This is a genomic window from Nonomuraea sp. NPDC050783 (genome assembly GCF_040802095.1).
Classification (GTDB): domain Bacteria; phylum Actinomycetota; class Actinomycetes; order Streptosporangiales; family Streptosporangiaceae; genus Nonomuraea.
In genome coordinates this window covers 33,884-58,838 of record NZ_JBFAHK010000002.1, presented here as the reverse complement: position 1 = coordinate 58,838, position 24,955 = coordinate 33,884, and the positions used below count along the sequence as shown (strand labels likewise).

21 protein-coding genes are annotated in these 24,955 nt (G+C 76.0%); 10 read left to right on the top strand and 11 right to left on the bottom strand.

Annotated elements, in window-relative coordinates:
- Positions 1-102: 102 nt before the first annotated feature.
- Positions 103-2,373 (top strand): CHAP domain-containing protein, encoded by a 2,271-nt coding sequence (locus AB0H75_RS05190; protein WP_367790667.1) that lies wholly within the window; start codon positions 103-105, stop codon positions 2,371-2,373.
- Positions 2,374-2,520: 147 nt separating this feature from the next.
- On the opposite strand, the gene AB0H75_RS05185 is transcribed toward AB0H75_RS05190, so the two are convergent.
- The 3 genes from AB0H75_RS05185 to AB0H75_RS05175 are packed head-to-tail and all read right to left on the bottom strand — an operon-like array spanning position 2,521 to position 5,404.
- The gene (locus AB0H75_RS05185; protein WP_367790664.1) at positions 2,521-3,339 is read right to left on the bottom strand and encodes a TIGR03619 family F420-dependent LLM class oxidoreductase; all 819 of its coding nucleotides are present in this window, start codon (positions 3,337-3,339) and stop codon (positions 2,521-2,523) included.
- Positions 3,336-4,301: an acyl-CoA dehydrogenase family protein gene (locus tag AB0H75_RS05180; RefSeq protein WP_367790661.1), complete on the bottom strand. Its 966-nt coding sequence runs from the start codon at positions 4,299-4,301 to the stop codon at positions 3,336-3,338. The genes AB0H75_RS05185 and AB0H75_RS05180 overlap by 4 nt, the downstream gene beginning before the upstream one ends.
- Positions 4,298-5,404 carry an acyl-CoA dehydrogenase family protein gene (locus AB0H75_RS05175; RefSeq protein ID WP_367790658.1) on the bottom strand — a complete coding sequence of 369 codons (1,107 nt, stop codon included), beginning with the start codon at positions 5,402-5,404 and terminating at the stop codon, positions 4,298-4,300. The genes AB0H75_RS05180 and AB0H75_RS05175 overlap by 4 nt, the downstream gene beginning before the upstream one ends.
- Positions 5,405-5,449: 45 nt before the next feature.
- Here AB0H75_RS05175 and AB0H75_RS05170 point away from each other — a divergent pair, with 45 nt between their 5' ends.
- Positions 5,450-6,586, top strand: a complete 1,137-nt coding sequence (locus AB0H75_RS05170; protein WP_367790655.1) for a helix-turn-helix domain-containing protein — start codon at positions 5,450-5,452, stop codon at positions 6,584-6,586.
- Between the two features lie 15 nt (positions 6,587-6,601).
- On the opposite strand, the gene AB0H75_RS05165 is transcribed toward AB0H75_RS05170, so the two are convergent.
- Positions 6,602-7,573 carry an alpha/beta hydrolase gene (locus AB0H75_RS05165; protein ID WP_367790652.1) on the bottom strand — a complete coding sequence of 324 codons (972 nt, stop codon included), beginning with the start codon at positions 7,571-7,573 and terminating at the stop codon, positions 6,602-6,604.
- A 96-nt stretch (positions 7,574-7,669) separates the two neighbouring features.
- Positions 7,670-8,338, bottom strand: coding sequence for a type 1 glutamine amidotransferase domain-containing protein (locus AB0H75_RS05160; RefSeq protein ID WP_367790649.1), 669 nt, complete (start codon positions 8,336-8,338; stop codon positions 7,670-7,672).
- 73 nt (positions 8,339-8,411) lie between these two features.
- On the opposite strand from AB0H75_RS05160, the gene AB0H75_RS05155 reads away from it, so the two are divergent.
- Positions 8,412-9,383 (top strand): LysR family transcriptional regulator, encoded by a 972-nt coding sequence (locus AB0H75_RS05155; protein ID WP_367790646.1) that lies wholly within the window; start codon positions 8,412-8,414, stop codon positions 9,381-9,383.
- Positions 9,384-9,447: 64 nt separating this feature from the next.
- Positions 9,448-10,170 (top strand): dienelactone hydrolase family protein, encoded by a 723-nt coding sequence (locus tag AB0H75_RS05150; protein ID WP_367790643.1) that lies wholly within the window; start codon positions 9,448-9,450, stop codon positions 10,168-10,170.
- Between the two features lie 3 nt (positions 10,171-10,173).
- Here AB0H75_RS05150 and AB0H75_RS05145 read toward each other — a convergent pair whose 3' ends face one another.
- From AB0H75_RS05145 to AB0H75_RS05135, 3 genes are read right to left on the bottom strand one after another with little or no spacing between them, the layout of a single operon-like run.
- Positions 10,174-10,914, bottom strand: a complete 741-nt coding sequence (locus AB0H75_RS05145) for an ABC transporter ATP-binding protein (RefSeq protein ID WP_367792330.1) — start codon at positions 10,912-10,914, stop codon at positions 10,174-10,176.
- Positions 10,915-10,916: 2 nt separating this feature from the next.
- Positions 10,917-13,529 carry an ATP-binding cassette domain-containing protein gene (locus AB0H75_RS05140; RefSeq protein WP_367790640.1) on the bottom strand — a complete coding sequence of 871 codons (2,613 nt, stop codon included), beginning with the start codon at positions 13,527-13,529 and terminating at the stop codon, positions 10,917-10,919.
- Positions 13,530-13,541: 12 nt separating this feature from the next.
- Entirely contained in the window at positions 13,542-14,813 is a 1,272-nt protein-coding gene (locus AB0H75_RS05135) for an ABC transporter substrate-binding protein (RefSeq protein WP_367790637.1), read from the bottom strand.
- Between the two features lie 127 nt (positions 14,814-14,940).
- Between AB0H75_RS05135 and AB0H75_RS05130 the strand changes: the two genes are divergently transcribed.
- The 4 genes from AB0H75_RS05130 to AB0H75_RS05115 are packed head-to-tail and all read left to right on the top strand — an operon-like array spanning position 14,941 to position 17,572.
- The gene (locus tag AB0H75_RS05130; RefSeq protein ID WP_367790634.1) at positions 14,941-16,029 is read left to right on the top strand and encodes an alcohol dehydrogenase catalytic domain-containing protein; all 1,089 of its coding nucleotides are present in this window, start codon (positions 14,941-14,943) and stop codon (positions 16,027-16,029) included.
- Positions 16,030-16,068: 39 nt separating this feature from the next.
- Positions 16,069-16,563, top strand: coding sequence for a cupin domain-containing protein (locus tag AB0H75_RS05125; RefSeq protein ID WP_367790631.1), 495 nt, complete (start codon positions 16,069-16,071; stop codon positions 16,561-16,563).
- A complete protein-coding gene (locus AB0H75_RS05120) occupies positions 16,563-17,210 on the top strand; it encodes an ArsR/SmtB family transcription factor (RefSeq protein WP_367790628.1) in 648 nt (215 codons plus the stop codon). Before AB0H75_RS05125 ends, AB0H75_RS05120 begins: the two co-directional genes overlap by 1 nt.
- Positions 17,211-17,254: 44 nt before the next feature.
- On the top strand, positions 17,255-17,572 hold the full coding sequence (locus tag AB0H75_RS05115) for a hypothetical protein (protein WP_367790625.1): 318 nt from the start codon (positions 17,255-17,257) through the stop codon (positions 17,570-17,572).
- A 33-nt stretch (positions 17,573-17,605) separates the two neighbouring features.
- On the opposite strand, the gene AB0H75_RS05110 is transcribed toward AB0H75_RS05115, so the two are convergent.
- Positions 17,606-19,828, bottom strand: coding sequence for an MMPL family transporter (locus AB0H75_RS05110; protein ID WP_367790623.1), 2,223 nt, complete (start codon positions 19,826-19,828; stop codon positions 17,606-17,608).
- A 99-nt stretch (positions 19,829-19,927) separates the two neighbouring features.
- Between AB0H75_RS05110 and AB0H75_RS05105 the strand changes: the two genes are divergently transcribed.
- Positions 19,928-20,458, top strand: a complete 531-nt coding sequence (locus tag AB0H75_RS05105; RefSeq protein WP_367790620.1) for a TetR/AcrR family transcriptional regulator — start codon at positions 19,928-19,930, stop codon at positions 20,456-20,458.
- 150 nt (positions 20,459-20,608) lie between these two features.
- A complete protein-coding gene (locus AB0H75_RS05100) occupies positions 20,609-21,271 on the top strand; it encodes a Gfo/Idh/MocA family oxidoreductase (protein ID WP_367790617.1) in 663 nt (220 codons plus the stop codon).
- Between the two features lie 18 nt (positions 21,272-21,289).
- On the opposite strand, the gene AB0H75_RS05095 is transcribed toward AB0H75_RS05100, so the two are convergent.
- Both AB0H75_RS05095 and AB0H75_RS05090 read right to left on the bottom strand, forming a co-directional pair.
- Positions 21,290-23,437 carry a PASTA domain-containing protein gene (locus AB0H75_RS05095; RefSeq protein WP_367790613.1) on the bottom strand — a complete coding sequence of 716 codons (2,148 nt, stop codon included), beginning with the start codon at positions 23,435-23,437 and terminating at the stop codon, positions 21,290-21,292.
- 107 nt (positions 23,438-23,544) lie between these two features.
- Positions 23,545-24,951, bottom strand: coding sequence for a protein kinase (locus tag AB0H75_RS05090; protein WP_367790610.1), 1,407 nt, complete (start codon positions 24,949-24,951; stop codon positions 23,545-23,547).
- Positions 24,952-24,955: the final 4 nt, after the last annotated feature.

Below are 24,955 nucleotides of genomic sequence, written 5' to 3'. Positions count from 1 at the left end.
GACGACAAGCCTCCGGTTTCGTCACACCAGTCACAGGTGGCTCCTTTACCCGGTGCTGTGTGGATAAAACCGGCCTTGCCCGGAAGGTGCCCTCATACTTCCATGACGCCAGAGACGCAGAAGTTCCTGGAGCTGCTCCACAGCCAGCTCGGCTACTCCGAGAAGGCCGGCGCGTACACCAAGTTCGGTGACTGGTACGGCAAGAACGTCGAGTTCGACGCCGACTACACCTCCGCCCCCTGGTGTGACATGTTCCTCTCCTGGGCCGCGCACAAGCTCGGCTACGAGGAGTGGATGGGGCAGTTCGCCTGGACCGTCGAGCATGCCAAGTGGTTCAAGGAGCAGGGCGCCTGGGGCAAGAAGCCCAAGCCCGGAGCCTTCGTCTTCTACGACTGGAGCGGGTCCGACAGCATCGACCGCATCGACCACGTCGGCGTGGTCGTCCGGGTCGAGGGCGACCGGATCATCACCATCGAGGGCAACATCGACGGTGGCGTCGCCAAGCGCAAGGAACGTGACACCAGCAAGGTCGTCGGGTACGGCTACCCCGACGTGATCAAGGCCCGCCTCGACGCGAAGGCCGCCAAGAGGAAGACCGAGGTCGAGGGGACGCTGCCGCCCGACGCCGGTCCCGCCACGGGCGTGCTGCACCTGCCGGACGGCTCGCTCAGCGCGATGATCCCGCAGTCCCCCGAGCAGGAGAGCGGCGCCCGGCCGCCGCTCGCCGCCCGGCAGGCGACCCCCGAGGGCAAGACCCGGCAGCCCGCGTCCCCGAAGAAGGCCGAGCAGGTCACCTCCCAGAAGAAGACGACCGGGCAGAAGACCGAGCAGAAGACCGGCCAGAAGACGGGGCAGGCCACCGGCACGGCCGCCTCCCCCGCGCCCTCGCCCGCCGCCTCCGCCGCCGCCGCGCCGGGGCAGGGCGCCAGGCAGGGCAAGCACGCCAAGCCGGCGACCGCCGACACGACCGCGGCCACCGCCGAGCCCCTGCCGACGCACGCCGACGCCTCCGCCACCGGACCGCTCCCGGCCATCTCCTCGCCGACGCTGGTCGGCTCCACCCTCGTGGCCGCCCTGGCGCTGCTCGCCGTCGCCAAGACCCGCCAGAACCGCCAGCGCGCCGCCGTGGCCGCCGCCCCGCCCGCTCCGCGCCCGGCGCCGTCCCACCGGGGCCGCCGCCGCAAGCGCCGCGGCTCCGCCAAGCCCGCCGGGGCGCCGCTGTGGACCCGCCCGCTCGCCGGCGCGCCCGCTCGCCACGCCGAGCTGGTCGTGACGAGCGCCGAGACCGAGCTGGTCACGGCGGTCACCGACGGCGAGCTCATCGCCACCGGGACCGCGGCCGTCACCACCGGGCCCGAGCTCACCACCACGGGCGCCGGGCTCACCACCGGGGCCGAGCTCACCACTGGGCCCGAGCTCACCACGGGTGCTGAGCTCACCACGGGTGCCGAGCTGATCGCGGCCGAGGCGGAGCTCATCGCGGCCGAGACCCCCTTCGTCCGGGGCGACGCCGACCTGGTGGCCGCCGCGACCGCGCCCACGGGCACGGCGGACGCCGAGCTGGTCGCCCGCGCCGAGGCCGAGCTGGCCGCGGCGGGCGGCCGGGGCAGCGGCGCCTCCCCGGCCGAGCAGGTGCGGCGCATCCTGGACGCCAGGCCCTTCGACCCGTTCGCGGACGCCGCGCCGCTGCGCCGCTCCCGGGCCCGCCGCGCCGCCGAGCCCGACCCCCGCACGCGCATCGCCGTCGAGCCCCCGTACCAGGCGGCGGGCGGCCCGCCGTCCTCCGGGGACGACCACCGGGCGCCCGCTCCCGGGAGCGACCGGTACGCGCCCGCCTCCGGGACCGGCCGGTACGCGCCCGCCGACGCCCTCGGCGACCCGATCGACGTCGGCCCGTTCGAGCCCTGCTGGGACACCGGCCCGATGCAGCGCATCCGCGACACCGACCCGTACCCCCCGAGCCCGCACACCACCGGCGGGCACGGCACCGGCGGGCACGGCACGGGCAGGCACGGCACCGGTTCCCGCGACACGGGCGCGTTCGTCTTCGAGACCGGCCCGTTCCAGCGGATCGTCATCCCCGAGGCGACCAGCGCGTTCGACGCCTTCGCCCCGACCTGGACGGGCGACGTCCTCGACGCCCCGGCCCCCGTCCCCGCCCCCGCCGGCTACCGGGGCCGCCGCCGCCGCGAGGACCCGCCGGTGGAGGAGCGCTTCGTGGACCTGATGCCGCGCGGCCGCCGCCACCGCGGCGTCTCCCACGGCTCCCGCCCCGCCGCCCAGACCCCGTTCCGCGACGAGGAGCGCGAGCTGGTGGGCGCGATCAGCGCCACCTCGACCGGCCAGCGCCGCAGGGGCCGCCACCGCGCCTGACCCGCCCGGAGCGCCGCGCCGGCACGGGCACAAGCCGTGCCCCGCCCGGAGCACCGTGCCGGAGCACCGCGCCCGAGCACCACGCCCGAGCACCGCGCCCGAGCACAGCGCCCGAGCACAGCGCCCGAGCACAGCGCCCGAGCGGGCTCAGCCGTCGCCGACCCCGTACCGCCCGGCGAAGGCGGACAGGGCGGCGACGGCGTCCCGGCCGCGCGTCCACGGCCGGACGATCAGCCGCTCCACGCCCAGCGCCGCCCAGGCCGGCACCTCCTCGGGCGGGCCCAGCGCGTACGCGTGCGCGGTCACCGACACCGCGCCGCCCAGCCGGTCGAGCTGCGGCTTGATCGACTCAAGGGTGTGCGGCATGCTGATCCACCCGTCGCAGAGCCGGGCCGCCCGCCGCAGCGCCGCCGCCGACTCCCCGCCCGCGAGCACCGGCAGCCGGCGCTGCACCGGCTTCGGCTCGAAGGCGACCTCCTGGAAGGAGTAGAACCTGCCGGTATGGGCGACCACCGGCTCGCTCCACAGCCGCCGCACCACCGCGATCGCCTCGTCCAGCCGGGCCCCGCGCGTCTCGAACGGGATCCCGGCCGCGTCCCACTCGCCCCGGTACCACCCGGCCCCCACCCCGCACACGGCCCGCCCGCCCGACACCACGTCCAGGGTGGCGAAGGCGCGCGCTGAGACGAAGGGATGGCGCAGGGCGAGGAGCTGCACGGCCGTGCCGAGCCTGACCCGGGTGGTGAGCGCGGCCAGCCAGCACAGGTAGGCGGGCGCGTCGAACAGCGGCGTCGCGGGCCTGATCCCCGGGGCGGAGGTCCCCGGGTAGCGCGCGAGCGACAGGTCGGTGGCGAACACCAGGTGCTCGGGCACCCACACCGACTCGAAGCCCAGCTCGTCGGCGGCCACGGCCACGTCCCGCCACGCGGCCGGGTGCAGCAGCCCCAGCGGCACGCCGAACTTCACGGCCACCTCCCCGGGCCGCCGTCGCCGAGCAGCGCGGCGCGCACGCGCTCCCGGTGGGCGGCGCTGGTCCCGTAGGCCGCCGCCAGCGACCAGGCGCGGGCCAGCCAGAACCGCAGGTCCAGCTCGTCGGTGTACCCGACGGCCCCGTGGACCTGGAGCGCGGCGCCGGCGGCGAGCACCGCGGCCTCCCCGGCGGCGGCCTTGGCGGCACCGGCGTCCCGCCCGGCGGTGGGCGCGCCGGCGTCCAGGGCCAGGGCGGCCCGCCACACCAGCGGCGCCGCGAACTCCACGGCCACCGCCACGTCCGCGAGCCGGTGCTTGACCGCCTGGAAGGAGCCGATGGGCGCGCCGAACTGCGTACGGACCCGGGCGTAGGCCACCGAGCGCGCCAGCAGCTCCCTGGCGACCCCGACGAGCTGCGCGGCGGTCGCCACCGTGATCCGGTGCAGCGCGGGCGCGAGCGGCACGTCCAGGGGCTCGGACTCGTCGTACGCGACGGCGAACAGCGGCCGGGCCGGATCGACGCCGGGCCGGGGCGTGAGCCGCGCCGCCCGCCTGGTGACCAGCCGCGCCCCGTCCGCCCCGGCCACCACGATGAGGTCGGCCAGGTCGGCGTCGGCCGCGTACGCCTGCCCCGGCGGCAGCACGCTCACGCACACCTCGCCCGTGGCCAGCTTCGGCACGCCCGCCACCAGGAACGGCGCCGCCACGGCGGTCTCCGCGACCGGCCCGGGCAGGCAGGCCCGCCCGGTCTCCTCCAGCGCGGGCAGCACGTCGGCCAGCCCGAGCCCCAGCCCGTCGCCGCCGGGCGGCAGCAGCAGCCCGAAGAAGCCCAGCTCGGCCAGGTGCCGCCAGCCGGGCCGCCGCTCGCCGCGCAGCGCGGACGGCGGGCAGTGCGCCCGCAGCACCTCGCGGACGGTCGCGCCGAGCGCGAGCTGCTCGCGCGTGAAGCCGAAGTTCATCGCGGCAGCCCCAGGAGGCGTTCGGCGACGATGGAGCGCTGGATCTCGTTCGTGCCCGCGTAGATGGGCCCGGCCAGCGCGAACAGGAAGCCGTCCAACCACGGCGTCTCCCCCGCCCGCTCGCCCAGCAGCTCCATCGCCAGGGCGTGCATGCGCAGGTCCAGCTCGGACCAGAAGAGCTTGCCGAGGCTGGCCGCCGCCCCGATCTCCTCCCCCGCCATGATCCGGCGGGCGGTCGCGAACGTGTGCAGCCGGTACGCCTCCGCCTCCGTCCAGCACCGCGCCGCCCGGTCGGCCGCCGCCGGGTCACCGCCCTCGCGGGCCAGCGCCAGCAGCCGGTCGGCGGTGGCCAGGAAGCGGCCGGGGCTGCGCAGGGTGAGGCCGCGCTCGGAGGAGGTGGTGGCCATGGCGACGCGCCAGCCCTCGCCGACCCCGCCCAGCACCATCGACCCGCCGGTGAACACGCCGTCGAGGTGCAGCTCGGCGAAGCCCGGCAGCCCGTCGAGCTGCGCGATCGGCCGGACCGCGACCTCGTCCAGGGGGAACATGAAGTAGGTCAGGCCCCGGTGGCGCTCTCCCGAGGTGCGGAAGAGGCCGAAGCCGTGGGTGGCGTGGGCGGCCCGCGAGCTCCACGTCTTGTGCCCGTACAGCCGCCAGCCGCCGGGGGCGGGCTCGGCGCGGGAGGTGATGGCCGCCAGGTCGCTGCCCGCCTCCGGCTCCGACCACGCCTGCGCCCACACGTCCGCGCCGCGGGCCATCCGGGGCAGCCAGCGCTCGCGCTGCCCCGGGGTGCCGAAGCGCATCAGGGACGGGGCCAGCAGGAAGATGCCGTTCTGGGTGACGCGGGCGGGGGCGCCGGCGGCCCAGTACTCCTCCTCGAAGATCAGCCAGTCGATCAGGGAGGCGCCGCGGCCGCCGTACTCCTCGGGCCAGGAGACCGCCGACAGCCGGGCGCCGGCCAGGCGCGCCTCCCACGCGCGGTGCGCCGCGAAGCCCTCGGGGGTGTCCATCGGGGGCGGCGGCGGATCGGGGACGTTCGCACGCAGCCAGCCGCGAGCCTCGGCGCGGAAGGCCCGCTCGGCCGGGGAGAAGTCGAGATCCACGCAACCAAACTAGCGCACGCTTGGTTTAATCACCAGGCTAGGCTGGTGGCCGTGCAGGGACTGCTGCTGCGGCTGTCCACGCTGGACACCGACGCCGAGAGCGCCGTACGGGTCATCGCCTACTTCGACTCGCTGCTGCGCGACCACGTGAGCGTGCCCACGCTGGTGGCCGCCACCGCGCGGCTCACGCAGTGCCCCGTCGGCCTGTACGACGCCGCCACCGGCCACCGCGTCCGCGCCTTCCCCGACGGGTCCGCCGACGCGCCCGCCGCCACGCCCGCGCGGGCCAGGGAGCTGAGCTCCGGCCTCGGCGCGGTCTGGACCGAGCGCGACGGCCCCGCGCACGGGCTCGACGAGATCGTGCTCGAACGCTACGCGGCCGCCGCCGAGGTCACCCTCGAACGGGCCGCCGCCCTCGCCCGCGAGGGGCAGGACCCCGCGCTGGTCGAGCTGGTCCTGTCGGCCGAGACCGGCGAGGCCGAGCGCGCCCGCGCCCTGCGCCTGCTCGGCTTCACCCCGGCCGCCCCGCTCCAGGCCCTCGCCATCGCCCTGCCCGCCCACCCCGCTCACCCCGGCCACCCCGCCCACCCCGGCCACGGGTCCGGCGAGGGGACGACCGCGGGGACGGCCGCAGGGACGGCCGCAGGGACGGCCGCGGGGCTGCGGGCGATGGGGCACCGGGTGCGGGCGGCCAGGATCGGCGGCACCGAGGCCGTGCTCGTGGCGACGACCCTCGTCGACCCGGCCCTGCCCGCCGGCTCCCGGGTCGGGATCGGCCCCGAGCTGCCGGGGGCGCGGGCGGCCGAGTCGTGGGCCGGCGCCCGTACGGCACTGCTCTTCACCGGCCCCCACGACCCGGTCGTGCGCCACGGCGACCTGGGCGCGCTGGCGCTCTTCGCCGGCCTGCCGGAGGCGGCGATCGCGGAGCTGGCCGACGTGCGGGCGATGGCCAGGCTCGGCGCGGAGGCCCTGGCCGCGGTGCGGGCGCTGTGCCTGGCCGGCTCGGTCCGCGGCGCGGCCACCGCCGTGCACCTGCACCACAGCTCGATGGCCGCCCGCATCGCCCGCGCCGAGGCCGTGCTGGGCTTCACGCTCGCCGACGCGCCGGGCCGCCTGCGCGCCCACCTGGCGCTGGCCCTGCTCCGCCTGCTCGCCAACCTCCGGTCGTCCGGACGCCCCTGACGCCCGGCCCTGGAGTCAGCCCTGGAGCCCGTACGCCCGCCGGAGCGCCGCCACCCGGGCCTCCCTGGCCCGCCGGCTCAGCGCCGCGTCCGGCACCATCATGTCGAACCCGTGGAAGGCCCCCGGGTACAGGTGGAACTCGGTGGACACCCCGGCCCGCGCCAGCCGCAGCGCGTAGTCCATGTCCTCGTCCCTGAACACCTCCAGCTCCCCCACGTCCACGAACGCCGGCGGCAGCCCCGACAGGTCCCCGGCCCGGGCCGGAGCCGCGTACGGGGACACGTCCGCGCCGCCCACCCGGTCGCCGAGCAGCGCCCGCCATCCGTACCGGTTGGCGTCCCGGTTCCAGACCACGGCGTCGGCGTGCTGGACGGTGGAGGGGGTGGCGTCGCGGTCGTCCAGCATGGGGCAGATCAGGAGCTGGAAGGCCACCTCGGGGCCGCCGCGGTCGCGGGCCAGCAGCACGGTCGCCGCCGCGAGCCCGCCGCCCGCGCTGGCGCCGCCCACGGCCAGCCGCGCGGGGTCGATGCCCAGCTCGCCGGCGGCCTTGGCGGTCCACGCCAGCCCGGCGTAGCAGTCCTCGACGGGCGCGGGGTGCGGGTGCTCCGGCGCCAGCCGGTAGTCCACGGAGACCACCACCAGGCCGAGGCGCTCGACGTAGTCGATCATCATGGCGTCGTCGATCCTGGGCGTGCCCATGACCATGCCACCACCGTGGATCCAGTAGAGCCCGGGCCGGTCGCGGCCGTCGCCGGCTGGGCGGTAGATCCGCACCCCCACCTCCGGCGCGCCGTCCGGCCCCGGCACGTGCCGGTCCTCGACGGTCACGTCGGTCTCGATCCTGGGCGCGGCGGCCATGATCGCGTTGGCCTGCGCGCGCATGCGCTGGAGCTGCTCCAGCGTCATGGACGCCAGGTCGGTGACGGGCATGGGCACGGCTTCGATCGCGGCCCTGAGCTCGGGGTCCAGGTTGGGGTGGTAGGCCATGCGGTCAACCTTCCGTGGGAGGCGGCGTGCTACTCCCCCGATCGTCCGGGGACGGGCCCGCCCCGCACAACCGCCATCCGGCGGCGATCGGCCGCCTCAGGCCCGCCGTTCGGCGAGCAGCTCCACGACGCGCTCGGCGAGGGGGGCCGCGCTGGCCGGGTTCTGGCCGGTGACCAGGCGGCCGTCCGCCACGACCCGCGCCTGCCAGACGGGGCCGGGCTCGTGCCGCGCGCCCCGCTCGGCCAGCTTGTCGGCCAGCAGGAACGGCACCACGCGCGCCACGCCCCGCAGCTCCTCCTCCTCGTTGGTGAAGGCCGCCACCCGCTTGCCCGCCACCAGGTACGACCCGTCGGACAGCGTGAGGTTCACCAGCGCGGCCGGGCCGTGGCAGACGGCCGCCACCACCCCGCCGCGCTCGTAGACCTCCCTGCCGAGCCGCAGTACGCCGGGGTCGTCGGGAAAGTCCCACATGGTGCCGTGGCCGCCGGCGTACAGGACGGCGTCGTAGCGGGCGGGGTCGAGGTCGGCCAGGCGGGGGGTGCCGTGGGCCTCCGGGGCCGCCAGGAAGGCCGCCTGGACGGGGTCGGCGGGATCGAAGCCGTCCTGGGGCGGCTCGCCGCCGCGCACGCTGGCGACCTCCACGGTGTGGCCGGCCTTGCGGAAGACCTCCCAGGGGTGGGCCGCCTCCGGCACGTAGTATCCGGTCCTCTCCACGCCGCCGAGGTCGTCGTGGCTGGTCAGTGCGATGAGAATGCGCTTGTTCACGCCTGCCAGGATGGCGCGCGCCCGCCATCAGCGACAAATAACCGCAGGCCGGTCGAGCCATCAGAATATTGATGTGACGGCTCTCTCGCTCGACCTGCTCAGGACGTTCCTCGCGGTGTACAGGACCGGCTCCATCACGGCGGCCGCGCAGACGCTCGGCCTCTCGCAGCCCGCCGTGACCGCGCAGGTCAGGGCGCTGGAGACGGCGCTGGACCGGCCGCTGTTCGACCGGCTGCCCCGGGGCGTCGCGCCCACGCCCGCCGCCGACGAGCTGGCCCGCAGGGTGGCCGGCGCGCTGGACGCGCTGGACGCCGTGGTGGCCGCCGAGCTGCCCGCGGACGAGGCCGTGCACCTGGGCGGCCCGGCCGAGTTCCTGTGCGAGGTGGTGCTGCCGATGCTCGCGCCGCTGGTGCGCGACGGGCTGCGCCTGCGCACGACGCTCGGCCTGGCCGACGACCTGCTCGCCGGCCTCGCCGCCGGCCGCCTGGACCTGGTGGTGTCCACGATCCGCCCCCGCCTGCGCGGCGTCCAGGCCGACCCGCTGTACGACGAGGAGTTCCTGCTGGTCGCGGCACCCGGGCTGGTCGCGGTGCCCGATCCGGCCGGGGCGCCCGATCCGGCCGGGGCGCCCGATCCGGTCGCGGCGCCCGAAACGGCCTCGCGGGCGGGCGCGGACGGGGGTGCCGCGCGGCAGGTGCCGCCCGCCGGGCTGCCGCTGGTGGCCTACGCCGAGGACCTGCCGATCGTGCGCCGCTACTGGCGCGGCGTGTTCGGCCGGCGGGCGGCGATGACGGCCCAGGTCGTCGTCCCGGACCTGCGGGGCGTGCTGGCCGCCGTCCGGGCGGGTCTGGGGATGTCCGTCCTGCCCGCCTACCTGTGCCGCGCGGACCTGGCGGCGGGCACGCTGGTGACGCTGGCCGACCCCGAGGTGCCACCGATCAACACCGGCTACCTGGCGGTCCGCTCGGGCGCGCGGGTGCGGCCCGCCGTGGCCCGCGTCCGGGCCCACCTCGTCGCGGCCTTCCGCCGGGCTCCGCGGTTCTAGGCGCGGCCCGGCAGGCCCGGATCCCCCCGGTTCGTCCGCGATCGCCCTGGGCATGCTGACGGGCATGTGCCATTCCACCGACAGCAGGCCGCCCGCGCCGCCCGTCCAGGGCGAGGTGGCCTCCAGCGAGCGGATCGAGCTGACCGCCGCCGACGGCAACCGCTTGCTGGCCTTCCGGGCCGAGCCGGCCGAGCCGAACGGCCGCAGCGTCGTCATCATGCCCGACGTACGCGGGCTGCACCCGTTCTACCGGGACCTCGCGCTGCGCTTCGCCGAGGCGGGCTTCCGCACGATCGCGATCGACTACTTCGGCCGCACGGCGGGCATCGGCGAGCGCGGCGACGACTTCGACTTCATGACGCACGTCAGGCAGCTCAGCGCCGACGGCGTCCGCGCCGACGTGCGGGCCGCCACCGACGCGCTGCCCGGCCCGGTCTTCACGGTGGGCTTCTGCATGGGCGGCGCGCACTCCTGGCGGCAGGCCCACGAGGGCACCAACGGCATCGCCGGCGGCATCGGCTTCTACGGCGCCCTGCGGGCCGTCCAGGCTCCCGAGAGCGGTCCGGGCGCGCCGATCCTGCTGCTGCGGGGCGGCGCGGACACCGTCTCGACGCCGGAGGAGTTCGCCGCGTACGAGGCCGCGCTGGACCGGGTCGGCACCCCGTACGAGGAGCACGTCTACGAGGGCGCGCCGCACTCGTTCTTCGACCGCTCGTACAAGGAGTGGGAGGACGCCTGCCAGGACGCCTGGCGGCGCATCCTGTCCTTCACCGAGCGGCACGCGTAGGGCTCAGCCCAGGTAGGCCGCCCGCACCACCGGGTCCTCCCGCACCCGCGCCGGGGTGCCGGTGGCGATGACCCGGCCGAGGTCGAGCACCACGACCCGGTCGCAGACGTCCGCGACGAACCCCATGTCGTGCTCGACCAGCAGCACGGTCGTGTCGAGCCCGCGGACAACGGCGCCGAGCCGCGCCGTCTGGGCGGCGTCCAGGCCGGAGGTGGGCTCGTCGAGCAGCAGCAGCGCGGGCCGGTCGGCGAGCGCCCTGGCCAGCTCGACGAGCCGGCGCTGGCCGGCCGGCAGCGCGGCGGCGTACGCCTGCCGCAGCGCGGTGAGCCCGCACAGCTCCAGCACCTCGGCCACGCGCTCGCGCCGCTCCCGCTCGCGCCGCCGCCGGCCTGGCCACCCGGCCAGGTCGGCGACGAGCCCGCCGCCGCCCCCGTGCCAGTCCAGGGCGGCCAGCACGTTGTCGGCCACGGTGAGCCGGCCGAAGACCTGGGTGCGCTGGAACGTGCGGCGCAGCCCGGCCCTGGCCCGCCGCGCCGGCGGCGTCCTGGTCAGGTCGCGGCCGGCCACGCGGATCCGGCCCGCGTCCGGCCGCCGCAGCCCGGACACGACGTCGAACAGCGTGGTCTTGCCCGCGCCGTTCGGCCCGATCACCCCGCACACCTGGCCCTCGGCGACCTCGAACGACACCCCGTCGAGCGCCCGCACCCCGCCGAACGCCACCGACACGCCCGCCACGCTCAGCATCGTCACCGCGCCCCCAGGTACGCGGCGGTCAGCCGCTCGCTGTCCACCTCCGAGCGCGGCCCCGCCCAGGTGATCCGGCCGAGCCGCATGAACGCCACCCGGTCGGCGATCGCCAGCGCCTCGGTGGCCTTCTCCTCCACCAGCAGCAGCGCCACGCCGCGCTCGCGCAGCTCGGCGAAGACCTCGAAGACCTGCCGCACGACCAGCGGCGCGAGCCCGAGCGACGGCTCGTCGGCGATCAGCACGCGGGGCGGCAGGACCAGCGCCGGGGCGAGCGCGAGGAGCTGCTGCTCGCCGCCGGACAGCGCGCCGGCGGGCACGTCGCGGCGCGCGGCCAGGTGCGGCAGCCGCTCGTAGACGGGCCGGAGGTCGGGCAGCCGGGTCCGCAGGTTCTCCTCGACGGTGAGGCCGGGGAAGACGCCGCGGCCCTCGGGGGCCAGCAGGATCCCGGCCCGGGCGCGGCGGTGGGCGGGCCAGGCGGTGACGTCCTCGCCGTCGAGCAGGACGCGCCCGCCGGTGACCGGCAGGTCCCCGGCGGCGGCCGCGCAGGCGGTGGACTTGCCCGCGCCGTTCGCACCGAGCAGCGCGACGACCTCGCCGGGGCGGACGGCCAGGTCCACGCCGCGCAGCACGACGCAGTCCGCGTACCCGGCGACGACGCCGTCCAGCCGGAACACCGCGCCCCCGACCGGCTGCGCGGGCCCGGCCGGTCCGCCCGGCTCGGCGGCGGGTAGCGGCGGCGGGCGGCGGTGGCGCACCTCGGCGAGCTGGGCGAGCACCCCGTCCGGGTGCCTGGCCAGGATCACGCCGCCGAGCCCGAACAGGATGGCTCCGACGTGCGCGGAGACGTCCCAGGTGGCCAGCAGCTCGGGAACGGCGACCGCGACGAGCCCGCCGAGCACCGCGCCGCCGATCCGGCGCACGCCCTGGAGCACCGCCACGGCCAGCCACACGAACCCGGAGAACGCCGGCAGGTCGGTGGCGGTGATCGAGCCCTTGGCGACCGCGTACAGCACCCCGCCGAGCCCGGCGACGGCGGACGCCAGCACGAACAGCGTGATCTTGGCTCGGGTGGGCGACAACCCGCAGGTGAGGGCCGCGGCCGGGGCCGAGCGCACGGCCAGGACGGCCCGCCCGGACGCCGACCGCTCCAGGTTGCGCACCAGCACCGCGACGGCGCCGATGAGCACCAGCAGCACGGCCACCAGCACCCGCGGGTCGGAGGTGTCGGCCAGCCCGAGCCCGAGCGCGGGCAGCGGCCAGCCGATGGTGCCGTTGCTGAAGGAGTCCACCTGGAACACCACCTGGTCGGCCAGCAGCGCCAGCGCGAGCGTGGCCAGCGTCAGCACCCGCCCGCCGAGGCGCAGCGCGGGCAGCGCCACGAGCAGCCCGGCGGCGGCCGCCGCGAGCACGCCCAGCCCGATGGCCACCACGAACGGCAACCCGGAGGCGAACGCCCATCCGCAGGTCAGCGCGGCCATCGCGGCGAAGGCGGCCTGCGCCAGGTTGACCATGCCGCCGATCCCGGTCACCACCACGAACGAGCAGAAGATCAGCGCCAGCACCAGCCCCTGCGCGGCCACGCCCACGTAGTAGGCGGGCGCGGCCAGCGCGAAGGCGGCCAGCGCGGCCGGCCCGGCCACCCACGGCAGGCGGCGGCGCCACGGCGGCAGCCCGGCCAGGTGGTCCGGCGGCGGCACGTCCTCGGCGGCGCTGCCGGCCACCCGCTCGCGCGAGCGGTTGAGCAGCACCAGCCCGGCGAACAGCAGGATGACCGGCACCGCCGTGCGCAGTCCGGTGACCTCCTGGAGGAAGCCGGCGTACCCGGCGACCAGGTTCTGGACCACGCCGAGCGCGAGCCCGGCGGCGAACGTCCACGGGATCGAGCGCAGCCGCCCGAACACCGCCGCCGTGGCCGAGGCGAACAGCAGCACCGTGTACGCGCTCGCGTCCAGCCCGACCACCGGCACCGCCAGCACCCCGGCGAGCCCGGCCAGGCCGGAGCCGAGCATCCAGGCCAGCGCGGAGGTCGCGTCGGCGTCGATGCCGCGCAGCCGGGCCAGGCCGCGCCGGTCCACGCAGGCCCGCATGCGCAGCCCGTACGGGGTGTGCCGCATGAACGCCCACAGCCCGCCCGCCGTCACCGCCGCGAAGCCGAACGTGATGAGCTGGTCGGTGTCGAGCCGCACGCCCAGCACGCCGACCACGGCGGCCGGGTGCGGGCCGACGCCGCGCGGCAGCGAGGTGGCGTCCGCGGGCGGCAGCCCGGCCAGGTCCACCACCAGCAGGCCGAGCGCGGGCAGCGCGATGGTCAGCCCGATCGTGGCGACGATCTGCGCGGTCTCCCCGGCCTGGGCGAGCCCCCGGAACATGGTCCGGTGCAGCAGGTAGCCGAGGGCGGGCGCGAACAGCCCGGCCGCGACCGGCGCCGAGAGCCACGCGGGCAGCCCGGCGGCCGCGGTGAGCTCGTGGAACAGCAGGGCGGCCAGGAAGCCGAGCGCGCCGTGGGCGAAGTTGAACACCCCGGTCGCGGCGTAGGAGAGCGTCAGGCCCGATCCCATGATCGCGAAGATGCCGCCGGTGACCAGGCCGCTGAGGACGTAGCCGAGGATCATCTGAGCGGCACGTCACTTGAGCGGCACGTTGTCGAAGCACTTCATGCTCCTGGCCACCCGGAAGGCGCCGCCCTCCAGCCTGACCAGGGCGCCGCAGCCGTTCGGCTCGGCGTGGTCCTTGGGGTACTCGACGCGGCCGAAGCCCGGGTTCTCGTACCGGTAGGAGCCGTCGTTGGCGGTGGACAGGAGCTTCTCCCTGGTGAGGTCCCGGCCGGTCTTGTCCAGCAGGTCGAGGAAGATGTCGGCGGCCCAGTAGCCGATCGCCAGGTGCTGGGTGAGCCGGGTGCCGGGGGCGGCCTTCTCGACGTCCTGCCTGAGCCGGGCGATCTCGGGGGCGGTGGACTCGAAGGGCTCGAACATGGGGGCGGCGATCACGCCGTCGAGCGCCTTCGCGCTGGCGGGGTCCTCCAGAACGGCGGCGTCGTAGCTGGTGGCGTCGGTGAGGACGCCCTGGTAGCCGGCCCGCTTGAGCGCGGCGTAGAGGCCGACGTTGAACTTGGTGCCGGCGATGACCGACACCACCACGTCGGGCGGGCCGCCGCCGTCCGCGGTCATGATCTTGTTGACGTACGGGAGCCAGTCGGGGGGCGGGGCGGCGGCCGGCAGCCCGGAGTCGACGCCGGCCAGCTCGAAACCGGCGGCGGTGAAGGACTGGGAGATGGTGGTGCCGCCGTACTTGCTGCCGCTGGAGTCACTGGTCTGGACGTAGACGCTCCTGCCCGCGGCGCCGCCGAGCAGCTCGGCCATCTGCCGGCCCCACCAGGTCTGGGAGCCGTCGCCGCGTTTGGGCGCCAGGCAGCCGTTGTAGCCGAAACCGGTCCTGGTGCCGCACCACTGGGGGCCGGTGGCCCAGCCGAACCACGGCACCCCCTGCTGCTCCAGGAAGGCCGCGCCGCCGAAGTTCGGGGCGTGTACCGGCACCAGGGCGAAGACCTGGTCCTTCTGGACGAGCTTCTTGGCGGCCGCGTCGCCCTTGGCCGCGTCCTGGCCGTCGTCCTCGGCGCCGACGAAGTCGATCCTCCGGCCGTGCACGCCGCCCTCGGCGTTGGCCCGCTCGAAGCGGGCCCTGGCTCCGATCTCGGCGTCCCTGGTCGAGTAACCGCTGGCGCTGGTCTTGGTGAGCACGCCGCCGACCTTGACCGCCGTGCCGGTGACGCCCGGCACGGCGCCGCCCTCCTGCCGGGCCGCGCCCCTCTGCCGGGCGGCGCAGCCGGCCGTCGCCACCGCCCCCGTGAGCAGCGCCGCCGCGAGCGCCGCCGCCGTCGCACCCCGCCGTACGATCATGGTTTCCTCACGATTTGGCCTAGCGCTCGCTTGGTTTTCCGGAAGCGTAGATTCGCCCGGAAAGGGTGTCAACGGGCTACCTAGCAACCGCTTGCTCGAATTTCTCGGCCCGGTTACCGTGAGGCCCATGCTGATGCGCGCGGCCGTGCTGACCGGTTTCCACGACCCTCTGGAGATCCGCGAGGTGGAGATCGACGATCCCGGCCCCGGCGAGGTCCGCGTGCGCGTCAGGGCGTCCGGCGTGTGCGGCTCCGACCTCAAGGCCATCGACGGCAAGAGCCCCGTGGTGCGCGAGCCGCCGTTCGTCCTGGGGCACGAGAGCGCCGGCGAGGTGGAGAGCGTCGGCGCGGGCGTCACGACGGTCGAGCCGGGCGACCGCGTCATCATCGCCATGAACGGCCCCTGCGGTCACTGCCGGCACTGCGGCGCGGGCCGCTTCCACCTGTGCTCCGATCCGGCCAGGCTGCGGGCCGTCATGGGCGGCGAGCCCCGCCTCCGGCTGGCCGGGCGGGAGGTCCGCCGCTTCATCGGCATCGGCTCCTTCGCCGAGTACGCCGTCGTCGCCGAGACCATGTGCGTGAAGGTCCCCGGCACCGCCCCCTTCGCCGCGCTGTGCCTGCTGGCCTGCGGCGTGGTCACCGGCGTCGGCGCGGTGCTCAACGTCGCGCGGGTCCGGCCCGGCTCCTCGGTCCTGGTCGTGGGCTGCGGCGGCGTGGGGCTCAACGTGATCCAGGGCGCGGTGCTGGCGGGCGCGACCACGATCGTCGCGGCCGACGTGGCCGAGCGGAAGCTCAAGCTCGCCGAGCGCTTCGGCGCCACGCACACGCTGCTCGCCGCCGACCTGCCCCGCCAGGTGGGCGAGCTGGTGCGCGGCGGGACGGACTACGCCTTCGACGTGACCGGCGTCCCCGGCGTCCTGACGGAGGCGTTCGCCGCCACCCAGCCGGGCGGCACGACGGTCATGGTCGGCAGCCCGCCGGCGGGCCGCCCGGTGGAGCTGGACCCGGGGCTGCTGTTCGCCTCGCGCCGCCTCATGGGCACCCAGGGCGGCGACGCCGCGCCGCACCGCGACCTGCCCATGCTGGCGGGCCTCTACCTGCGGGGCCGCCTCGACCTGGACGGCCTGGTCTCCGAGCGCCTGCCGCTCGACGCCGTCAACGAGGCGGTGACCCACGCCAGGGAAGGCGCCGTGGCTCGCACGGTCATCACGTTCTAGGCTAATCTAAGCTTCCTTAGAAAGTTAGAAGGAGGCGGAATGTCCTATCCCCCGATCCGTTACCACGACGAGCAGGGCCGGCACAGCGGCGTCCTGCGTCCTGGCGACCTGCCGCCCGACCTGCGGATAGGCGAGAAGGGCACCCGGGTCCACTACCTCGGCACCGGCGGCACCACGAACGGCGCGTTCGGCCTGTACCGGTGGGAGATGGGCCCCGGCCCGTCCGGCCCGGACCCGCACTTCCACCGCACCATGACCGAGTCGTTCTACGTCCTGGACGGCGAGATCCGCCTCTTCAACGGCGACACGTGGGCCACCGGCCGCCCCGGCGACTTCCTGTTCGTGCCGGAGGGCGGCGTGCACGCCTTCCGCAACGAGTCCGGCGAGCCCGCCTCGATGCTCATCCTGTTCACCCCGGGCGCGCCCCGCGAGGCGTACTTCGAGGAGCTGGCCGACATCGCCACCACCGGCCGCCGGCTCACCCCGGAGGAGTGGACCGAGCTCTACCTGCGGCACGACCAGTACATGGTGTGATGGCCGACTTCCCCGAGGAGCCGATCTACGAGCAGCTCGCCCGCGTCGCCAAGGCCCTGGCCAGCCCGGTGCGGCTGCGCCTGCTGGACGTGCTCGACCAGCGCGAGCGCACGGTCGAGGAGCTGGCCCAGGCGGCGGGGGTGGCGCTCAAGAACACCTCGGCCCAGCTCCAGCAGCTCCGCGCCGCCCACCTGGTGACCAGCAGGAAGGACGGCCCGCGCGTCTACTACCGGCTGGCCGACGAGCGGGTCTCGCGCTTCCTCGGCGAGCTGGAGGGCTTCGCCCACGACCGGCTGGCCGACCTGCGCGACGCCGTACGGGACCGGCTCGGCGCCCTGGAGGGCGTCACCGCCGACGAGCTGGCCGACCGCCTGTCCGACCCCGGGACGCTCGTCCTGGACGTGCGCCCGGCCGCCGACTACGCGGCCGGCCACGTCCCGGGGGCGGTCTCGGTGCCGATGGCCGAGCTGCGCGAGCGGCTGGCCGGCCTGCCACGGGACGCCGCGATCGTGGCCTACTGCGGCGGGCCCTACTGCGTGGTCTCGCCCGAGGCGGTGCGCGTGCTGCGCGCGCACGGCTACGACGCCCGCCCGCTGGACGGCGGCTTCCTCGGCTGGCGACGCGCCGAGAAACCACTGGAACGCTGAGCGACGCACCCCCTACTCTGAGCGACGGCCACAGAGGAGGCAGGATGCGCATCACCCACGTCGTCACGGCCGGGCTGCTCGGGGCCACGGCCCTGGGCGGCCCGGTCGCGGTCCCGGCCGCGCGGGCCGCGCGGGTCTACGACTACGCCGTTCCCGGCGTCATCATCTGGAGCCGCCCGGCGGCGGGCTCCGGCCGCAACGGCCTGGGCCACCCCGGCCAGGGCTTCGAGTCCGACCGCTCCGAGGAGCACGGGCCCTACCGGTGCGGCCCGTTCGAGACCGTCCTGTGGCACCACGGCCGCAACGCCACCACCGGCGTCGTCGGCTGGGTGCCCGCCTGCAACCTGGCCGACCCCGACTGACGCGCGCCCCGTCCGCCCGCGCCCGCCGGGCCCCTACACCCCGACGGGCTCGCGGTGGCGCGGGGCGTGCTCCGCCGGCTCCTCGCCGTCCTCCTCGTGGCCCTCCACCGACAGGTTCGGCAGGAGGCGGTCCAGCCAGCGCGGGCACCACCAGTTGGCCCGGCCGAGCAGCACCATCGTGGCCGGCACCAGGAAACCTCGGATGATCGTGGCGTCCACCGCGATCGCCACCGCCAGCCCCACGCCGAACGTCTTGACCAGCGCGTCCGGATAGGCGATGAACGCCACGAAGACGGCCACCATGATCAGCGCGGCGGACGTGATGACCCGCCCGGTCGAGCCCAGCCCCTCGGCCACCGCCCGCGCGTTGCGACCGTGCCGCGCGTACGACTGCCGCACCGCCGTCAGCAGGAACACCTCGTAGTCCATCGACAGCCCGAACAGCACCGCGAACAACATCAGCGGCACGTAGCTCTCGATCGGCACGGTGAAGAAGACGGTCTGCAGGTAGGAGGAGCTGACCGGCGGGTCCATGCCCACCAGGCCGCTGCCGAGGCCGATGGAGAACACCAGCGCCAGCGCGCCGAACGCGGCGCCGAGCGAGACCAGGTTCATCACCGCGGCCTTGATCGCGACCACCGGCGCGCGGAAGGCGAGCAGCAGGAGCAGCGCGCTGAGCAGCACCACCACGCCGATGACCAGCGGGGTGCGCTCGGCCATCCGGTCCCCGGAGTCCGTCAGGCCGGCGACCTTGCCGCCGACGTGCACGTCCACGCCGGGGATCGCGATCCTCCTGACCTCGTGGACGACGTCCACGGTCCTGCTGTCGCTGGGCGCGTACTCGGGGATGGCCTGCACCAGCACCGAGCGGCCCGAGTCGTTGACCTTGGGGTCGCTGACGTGGGCGACGCCCTCGACGTCCGCGATCGCGCTCTTCAGCCGCTCGACCAGCGGGTCCTTGGCGTCCTCGACCTGCTCGGGCAGCTCGGCGACCACGATGAGCGGGCCGTTGGAGCCGGGGCCGAAGGCGGTGGCCATCAGCTCGTACGCCCGCCGCGAGTCCGACCCCTGCGTGCCGTACCCCTCGTCGAGCGGCCCGAGCTTGAGCGCGAGCGCCGGGGCGGCGAGGGCGCCCAGCACCAGCGCGCTGGCCAGCAGCACCCGCCACGGCCGGCGCGCCACCCACGAGCCGAGCCCGGCCCAGCCGGAGCCGGCCGCGCCGCCGCGGCCCAGGCCGGGGACCTTGAGCGCGTTGACGCGGTGGCCGAGCAGCCCGAGCAGGGCGGGGACGAGCGTGATCGAGGTCAGCACGGCGGCCACGACGGAGATGCCGGTGACCCAGCCGAGCGTGGCCAGCAGCGGGAACCCCGCCAGCAGCAGCGCGCTCAACGCGATGATCACGGTGCCGCCGGCGAAGACGACCGCGCCGCCGGAGCCGGCGACGGTGCGCCGCACCGACTCGGCCACCGGCACGCCCTGGGCCAGCAGCCGGCGGTGGCGCGAGAGCAGGAACAACGCGTAGTCGATGCCGACGCCGAGCCCGATCATCGTGGCCATGATGCCGGCCTGCTTGGGCATGTCCACGACCCAGCCGAGCAGCCCGATCAGGCCGAGCCCCGAGGCCACGCTGACCAGCGCCGCGAAGATCGGCACGAGCGCCGCGACCAGCGTCCCGAACGCGAAGACCAGCACCAGCAGCGCGCACACCACGCCGATGACCTCGCTGGGGCCGGTCTTGATCTCCTTGTCGGCGGGGTTGGAGGCGGCGGCGGGGACGACTTCGAGCCCGGCGGCGCGGGCCGGGTCGGCGGCCTTGGACAGGGTCTCGGTGGTCTCGGCGAGCTTGTTCGGGTCCTGGCCCTGGAGGCGGATGCCGATGAGGCCGATCTGGAGGTTGGAGGAGATGCCGCCGCGGCGGAAGGGGGTGTCCACCTGCTCGACGTGCGGCACGCCCTCGATCCGCTCGATCGCGTCCTCGACGGCCTTCTTGCGCCGCTCCTCCAGCAGGGGGCCGTCGGGCGAGTACACCAGGAGCTGGACGCTGCCGCCCTGGTCGTAGCCGGGCCCGAAGCCCTGCTTCATCAGATCGTGGGCCCGCTGGGCGTCGGTGCCGGGGATGCTCGCGTCGTTGCTGGTCGGGCCGGGGAAGGCGAGGCTGGCCCCCATGAGGGCGGCCGCGACCACCACCCATGACGCCAGTACGATCTTCCCGTGGCGCGCGCACCAGCCGCCCAGCCGTCCCAGTAACCGCGTCATCGCTCAGCCCCCACCTCGACGCCCGTCCTGTACGGTCGTACAGGACATACGATAAGACGGAACCATCCGGAAGGCCGTCTCCCGCAGGGAAATGAGACGATGACCACAGCCGACGACACGCGCACCCGGATCCTGGCGGCCGCCAGAGAGCTGTTCGCCGAGCGCGGCTACGCGGCCACCTCCCTCGCCGACATCGCCGCGGCCGTCGGGCTCACCAAGACCGCCGTCGCCTACCACTTCCACCCGAAGGACCGGCTGGCCTCGGAGCTGCTGTCCCCGGCGGCCGGCGACATGCTGGCGCTGCTCGGCGGCGACCACGCCGACCGGCGGGAGTTCGTGGTGGCGCTGGTCGGGTTCGCGGTGCGCTACCGGTCGGTGATCCGGCTGTTCATGGAGGACCTGGCGGGCGACGACGCGGTCTCGCCCGTGTCGCCCGACTCCGAGGCGGCGGCCATCCGGACCTTCCGCGACGGCATCTTCGCCAAGCTGGCCGGCGAGGACCCCGACCCCGCCACGAAGGTACGCTGCTGGGCGCTGCTCGGCGCGCTCCAGTGGGGCGTCGCCAGGACGATGGACCTGCCGGAGGACGAGGTCAGGGCGGTGCTGCTGCGGGCCACCGAAGCCCTCTGACCGCGGGCTCCCGACCGGCTCCAGAACCTCCCGGCCGCGGCCCGGTCACGTGCGGGACCCTTTCCCCCGACTCCCCCTTGCCGGCCACTGGCCGGATCACAGCATGGCGACATACGTGTGTGTCAGCCGGTTACCCGAGTGGAGGCCGTCATGGTCACCCTGGCTCTCGTCGGCGCCGGCGCGCGGGGCGCCGCCTACGCCCGCCACGCCGCCGCGTCGGGCCGCGGCCGCGTGGTCGCCGTGGCCGACCCGCTGGCCGGCCGCCGGGCCCGCTTCCCCGGGGCCGCCCCCTACGCCGGCTGGCGCGAGCCGGCCGCGCTGCGCTACACGCCGTACACGCGGGTGTTGAAGGCGCTGCTCGACTCCGGCCGCGTCGGCGAGATCGTCAGCATCCAGCACCTGGAGCCGGTCGGCTGGTGGCACCAGGCGCACTCGTACGTGCGGGGCAACTGGCGGCGCACCGACGAGGCCACGTTCATGCTGCTCGCCAAGTCCTGCCACGACCTCGACTGGCTGGTCCACCTGACCGGCAGGCGGGTCACCCGCGTCTCCTCCTTCGGCGGCCTGAAGCACTTCCGCCCCGAGAACCGGCCCGCCGGCGCGGCCGAGCGCTGCCTCGACTGCGCGGCGGAACCCGGCTGCCCGTACTCGGCCAAGCGCCTCCACCTGCCGCTGGCCGGCAGGGACGCCTGGCCGGTGTCGGTGCTCACCGACGACGTCTCGGAGGAGGGCGTGCTGGCGGCCCTGCGCACCCACGGCTCCATCGACGGCGACGGCGAGATCGTCACCCTGGAGGGAACCCCCCGGCCGTGAAGGCGGCCCGACCCCCGGTCAGGTGGACTCCTCGCTGCCGCCCGACGGGGCGGTGGGGGTGCTGGACGGCTCGCCGGGGCCGGGGCTGGGCTGGCCCTGCGACCCGACGGTGAGCACGATCGCGGCGCCGGTCCTGGCGCAGGTGCCCGGCTGGACGCTCTGGGCGAGGACGGTGCCCACCCGGGCCGGGTCGCTCACCACCTGGCCCTGCACGCGCACGGTGAACCCAGCCGACTGCAGGACGGCGCGGCCGGAGTCGCGGGACCGGCCGACCACCGACGGGACGGCCGCGCCCCTGCGGGACAACGTCAGCGCGACTGCGGTGCCGCCCGCCACGCGGGTGCCGGGCCCGGGCCGGGCGGCGACGACGCGGCCGTCCGGCTGGGCCGAGCACGTACGGGTGACCGCGCCGGCCCTGAGACCTGCCGCGACCAGGGCGGACGCGGCGGCCTCGCGCCGCAGGCCCACCACGGCCGGTACGGGCAGGCCGGCCGACACCTGGAGCGCGACCCTGGTGCCCTTCGCCGCCCGCGTGCCGGCGGCCGGCCGGCTGGACAGGACCTGGCCGATCCTGCGCGGCGAGTCGGCCTGGGTGACGGCTCCCGGGACCAGACCGGCCCGCTTGATGGCCCTGATCGCGCCGGCCCGGTCGAGGCCGGCCAGCGGCGGGACGGTGACCCCGCCGGGGAGCGCGGTGGCGGGATCGGTGCCCGGCTGCGCCGCGGTGGGCGGGTCGGCGGCCGGGTTCTGGAGGTTCTGATGGCTGTGCCGGGGCCGGGTGGCGGAGCCGATCGGCACCGTGCCGCCCGGCTGCGTCGGCGCGGGCCGGGACGGGGCGGGCGGGCCGGCCACCTGCGCGGCCTGGCCGTTCCTGGCGAGGGTGGGGACGAGGACGGCCAGCAGGACGGCGGCGGTCGCCAGGAGGGCGACGCAGACGGCGAGAGCCGCCCGCAGCCAGCCGGCCCTCCTGGCCGGGTCCCCTCGGGTGACGACGCTCCGGCCGTCGCGGTCGCGGGGAGGGCCGGTCACCGTGCTGCCGTGGCGCCCGCCCGCGCCGCCGCTCCCGCCACCCGCGCCGCCGCCCGCCAGGGCCGTCTCGCGCGAGGCGTCGCCGCCCGGCAGCAGGTAGCCGCCGGGCGTGCCGGTGGCCTCCGGCTCGGCGACCGGCCCGGCGATCGGCCCGGCGATCGGCCCGGCGGCCGGCTCGGCGGCCGGCTCGGCGATCGGCCCGGCGGCCGGCTCGGCGACCGGCCCGGCGGCCGGCTCGGCGGCTGGGGAGCGCTGCTCGGGCACCAGGGACACCGGCGGGGACGCGGCCCGCAGGAGGTGCGGGGGCGGCGTCGCGAGCACCTCGGGCGGCAGCCCGGCCGAGGAGTCCCCCAGCAGCTCGAACAGCAGCTCCCTGCTTCCCGGCCGGTTCCTGGCGTCCTTGTCCAGGCACGCCTCGACCAGCGCCCGCAGCCGCCCCTCCAGCCGGCCCAGCTCGGGCGGCGCGGTGAGGATGCGGTGCAGCACCGGGGCCACGGAGTCCTGGCCGAAGGGGGCGGTGGCGTTCGCGGCGAAGCACATCGTCGCGGCCCACGCGAAGACGTCCGCCTTGCCGGTGACGGCGGAGGCCGTGATCTGCTCGGGGGCCATGTACGCCGGCGTGCCCACGCCCCTGCCGCTCACCGTGGCCGCCGCGTCCAGCGCGCGGGCCAGGCCGAAGTCGATCACGCGGGGGCCGTCCGAGCCGAGCAGCACGTTCTGGGGCTTGAAGTCGCGGTGGACGATGCCCGCCCGGTGGATCGCGGTGATCGCGGTCGCCGTGCCGACCGCCAGCCGCTCCAGCGCGCCGCCGCGCCGCGGCCCGGTCAGCGCGACCTCGCGCGCCAGGGACGGCCCGTCCACGTACTCGCTCACGATGTAGGGCCGGCCGTCGTCGAACCCGGCGTCGACCACCTGCGCCGTGCAGAACCTCGCGACGTGCTTGGCCAGCTCGACCTCCCGCAGGAACGCCGCCCGCTCGTCCCCCACGGGGCCGTGCAGCAGCTTGACCGCGTACGTCTCGCCGTTCCTCGACCCGAGGAACACCACGCCCTGGCCGCCCTCGCCCAGGCGCCCGGACAGCTCGTACTCGCCCAGTCGCAGCGGGTCCCCCGTCCTGAGCGGCCGTGCCGTTGGCACCGGGTGCCTCCCCTCGCCGCCACCCGTTCCTGCCCTCCAGTGGAAGCAACCGGCCGCCCGGCGTCAACCGCGCGCCGGACAATGCTGCCTGAACGTGACACTGAGCGTCAGGAAGTGCGGGTCACCGTGCCGGAATACGTCACTTCTTCCTGACCTGCGCGTGTCACCTTGATGGCCATCTGGTCGGCGTAGGAGGTGGGGAGCAGGCGCAGCGTCCCCGGGTGGCACTCGTCCCCCTCGACCCGGTCCAGCGTGTACACCGCCGCACCGTCGCGGGCGCGGCCGAGGCGGCCGGAGCAATGCAGGTCGGCGCCCCAGCGCATGGTGCCGGCGCCGTCGGCCCCGAGGCGCAGCTCCACCGGGAACACCCGCTCGGCCCTGGGGTGCTCGGCCGAGCCGGTCCACGTCCCCTCCAGGCCGGGGCCGTCCGCGCCGCGCAGCCAGAGCACGAACCCGGCCGTCCCCATCGCCAGCCCGGCCAGGGCGACGACCATCTGCCAGGGCCGGACCCGCCACCCGCGGGCCGGCCGGGGGCCGCCAGGGGTGCCGGTGGAGGTAAGGGTGGGGGTAATGGTGGGGGTGACGGCGGAGGTCACGGCCGGGAAGCTGGTCGTGGGGTCGGGGTCGGTGACCGCGCCGGCCGGCACGGCGGACGCCGCGGGGCGGGGAGAAAGGGCCGCCATGGCGCCGCTGGTCAGGACATCGGTGCCGGCCGTGGCCTGGCCCAGCAGCCGCCGCAGCACCTCCTCCGCGTCCGGCCGCTCCCCCGGCTCGGGAGCCAGGCACGCCTCGACGATCTCCCGCAGCCGCCCGCTCAGCGGCCCCAGGTCCGGCTTGCCGTACAGGATCCGGGCCAGCACCTCCTGGTAGGTGTCCGCCGTGTACGCGTGCCGCCCGCTCGCCGTGTAGGCGACCGTCAGCCCCCACGCCCACAGGTCGCCCGCGGGCCCGGCCCCCTCGCCCTTGATCTGCTCGGGCGGCAGGTACGCGGGCGTGCCGACGGGCGACAGGCCGGTGGTGACGGTGGCGTCCACCAGCCGCGACACCCCGAAGTCGATCACCCGGGGCCCGTCGATGCCGAGCAGCACGTTGCCGGGCTTGAAGTCCCGGTGCACCACCCCGGCCCGGTGGATGGCCCCGAGCGCGGTGGCGGTGCCGATGGCCAGCCGTTCCAGCGAGCCGCCCAGCCGCGGCCCCCGGGCGGCGACGTGCTCGCGCAGCGACGGGCCCTCGACGTACTCGCTGACCAGGTAGGGCCGGTCGCCTTCGAGGTCGGCGTCCAGGAGCTGGGCGGTGCAGAAGGCGGCCACCCGCCGCACGGCCTCGACCTCGCCCAGGAAGCGCCGGCGCACCGCGCTGTCGCCGGACAGGCTGGCGTGCAGGAGCTTGACCGCGACCTGCGCCCCCTGCGGGGAGTGGCCGAGGTAGACGACGCCCTGGCCGCCCTGCCCGAGCCGCCGCGACAACCGGTACGACCCCAGCTGCCGGGGGTCATCGGGGCGTAGCTCGGACATAGTC

Excerpts from the sequence above, each read along its gene's own strand:
- AB0H75_RS05190 (WP_367790667.1), top strand. The coding sequence starts at position 103 with ATGACGCCAGAGACGCAGAAGTTCCTGGAGCTGCTCCACAGCCAGCTC.
- AB0H75_RS05180 (WP_367790661.1), bottom strand. The coding sequence starts at position 4,301 with ATGAACTTCGGCTTCACGCGCGAGCAGCTCGCGCTCGGCGCGACCGTC.
- AB0H75_RS05165 (WP_367790652.1), bottom strand. The coding sequence starts at position 7,573 with ATGGCCTACCACCCCAACCTGGACCCCGAGCTCAGGGCCGCGATCGAA.
- AB0H75_RS05150 (WP_367790643.1), top strand. The coding sequence starts at position 9,448 with ATGTGCCATTCCACCGACAGCAGGCCGCCCGCGCCGCCCGTCCAGGGC.
- AB0H75_RS05145 (WP_367792330.1), bottom strand. The coding sequence starts at position 10,914 with ATGCTGAGCGTGGCGGGCGTGTCGGTGGCGTTCGGCGGGGTGCGGGCG.
- AB0H75_RS05140 (WP_367790640.1), bottom strand. The coding sequence starts at position 13,529 with ATGATCCTCGGCTACGTCCTCAGCGGCCTGGTCACCGGCGGCATCTTC.
- AB0H75_RS05135 (WP_367790637.1), bottom strand. The coding sequence starts at position 14,813 with ATGATCGTACGGCGGGGTGCGACGGCGGCGGCGCTCGCGGCGGCGCTG.
- AB0H75_RS05130 (WP_367790634.1), top strand. The coding sequence starts at position 14,941 with ATGCTGATGCGCGCGGCCGTGCTGACCGGTTTCCACGACCCTCTGGAG.
- AB0H75_RS05125 (WP_367790631.1), top strand. The coding sequence starts at position 16,069 with ATGTCCTATCCCCCGATCCGTTACCACGACGAGCAGGGCCGGCACAGC.
- AB0H75_RS05120 (WP_367790628.1), top strand. The coding sequence starts at position 16,563 with ATGGCCGACTTCCCCGAGGAGCCGATCTACGAGCAGCTCGCCCGCGTC.
- AB0H75_RS05115 (WP_367790625.1), top strand. The coding sequence starts at position 17,255 with ATGCGCATCACCCACGTCGTCACGGCCGGGCTGCTCGGGGCCACGGCC.
- AB0H75_RS05110 (WP_367790623.1), bottom strand. The coding sequence starts at position 19,828 with ATGACGCGGTTACTGGGACGGCTGGGCGGCTGGTGCGCGCGCCACGGG.
- AB0H75_RS05105 (WP_367790620.1), top strand. The coding sequence starts at position 19,928 with ATGACCACAGCCGACGACACGCGCACCCGGATCCTGGCGGCCGCCAGA.
- AB0H75_RS05100 (WP_367790617.1), top strand. The coding sequence starts at position 20,609 with ATGGTCACCCTGGCTCTCGTCGGCGCCGGCGCGCGGGGCGCCGCCTAC.
- AB0H75_RS05090 (WP_367790610.1), bottom strand. The coding sequence starts at position 24,951 with ATGTCCGAGCTACGCCCCGATGACCCCCGGCAGCTGGGGTCGTACCGG.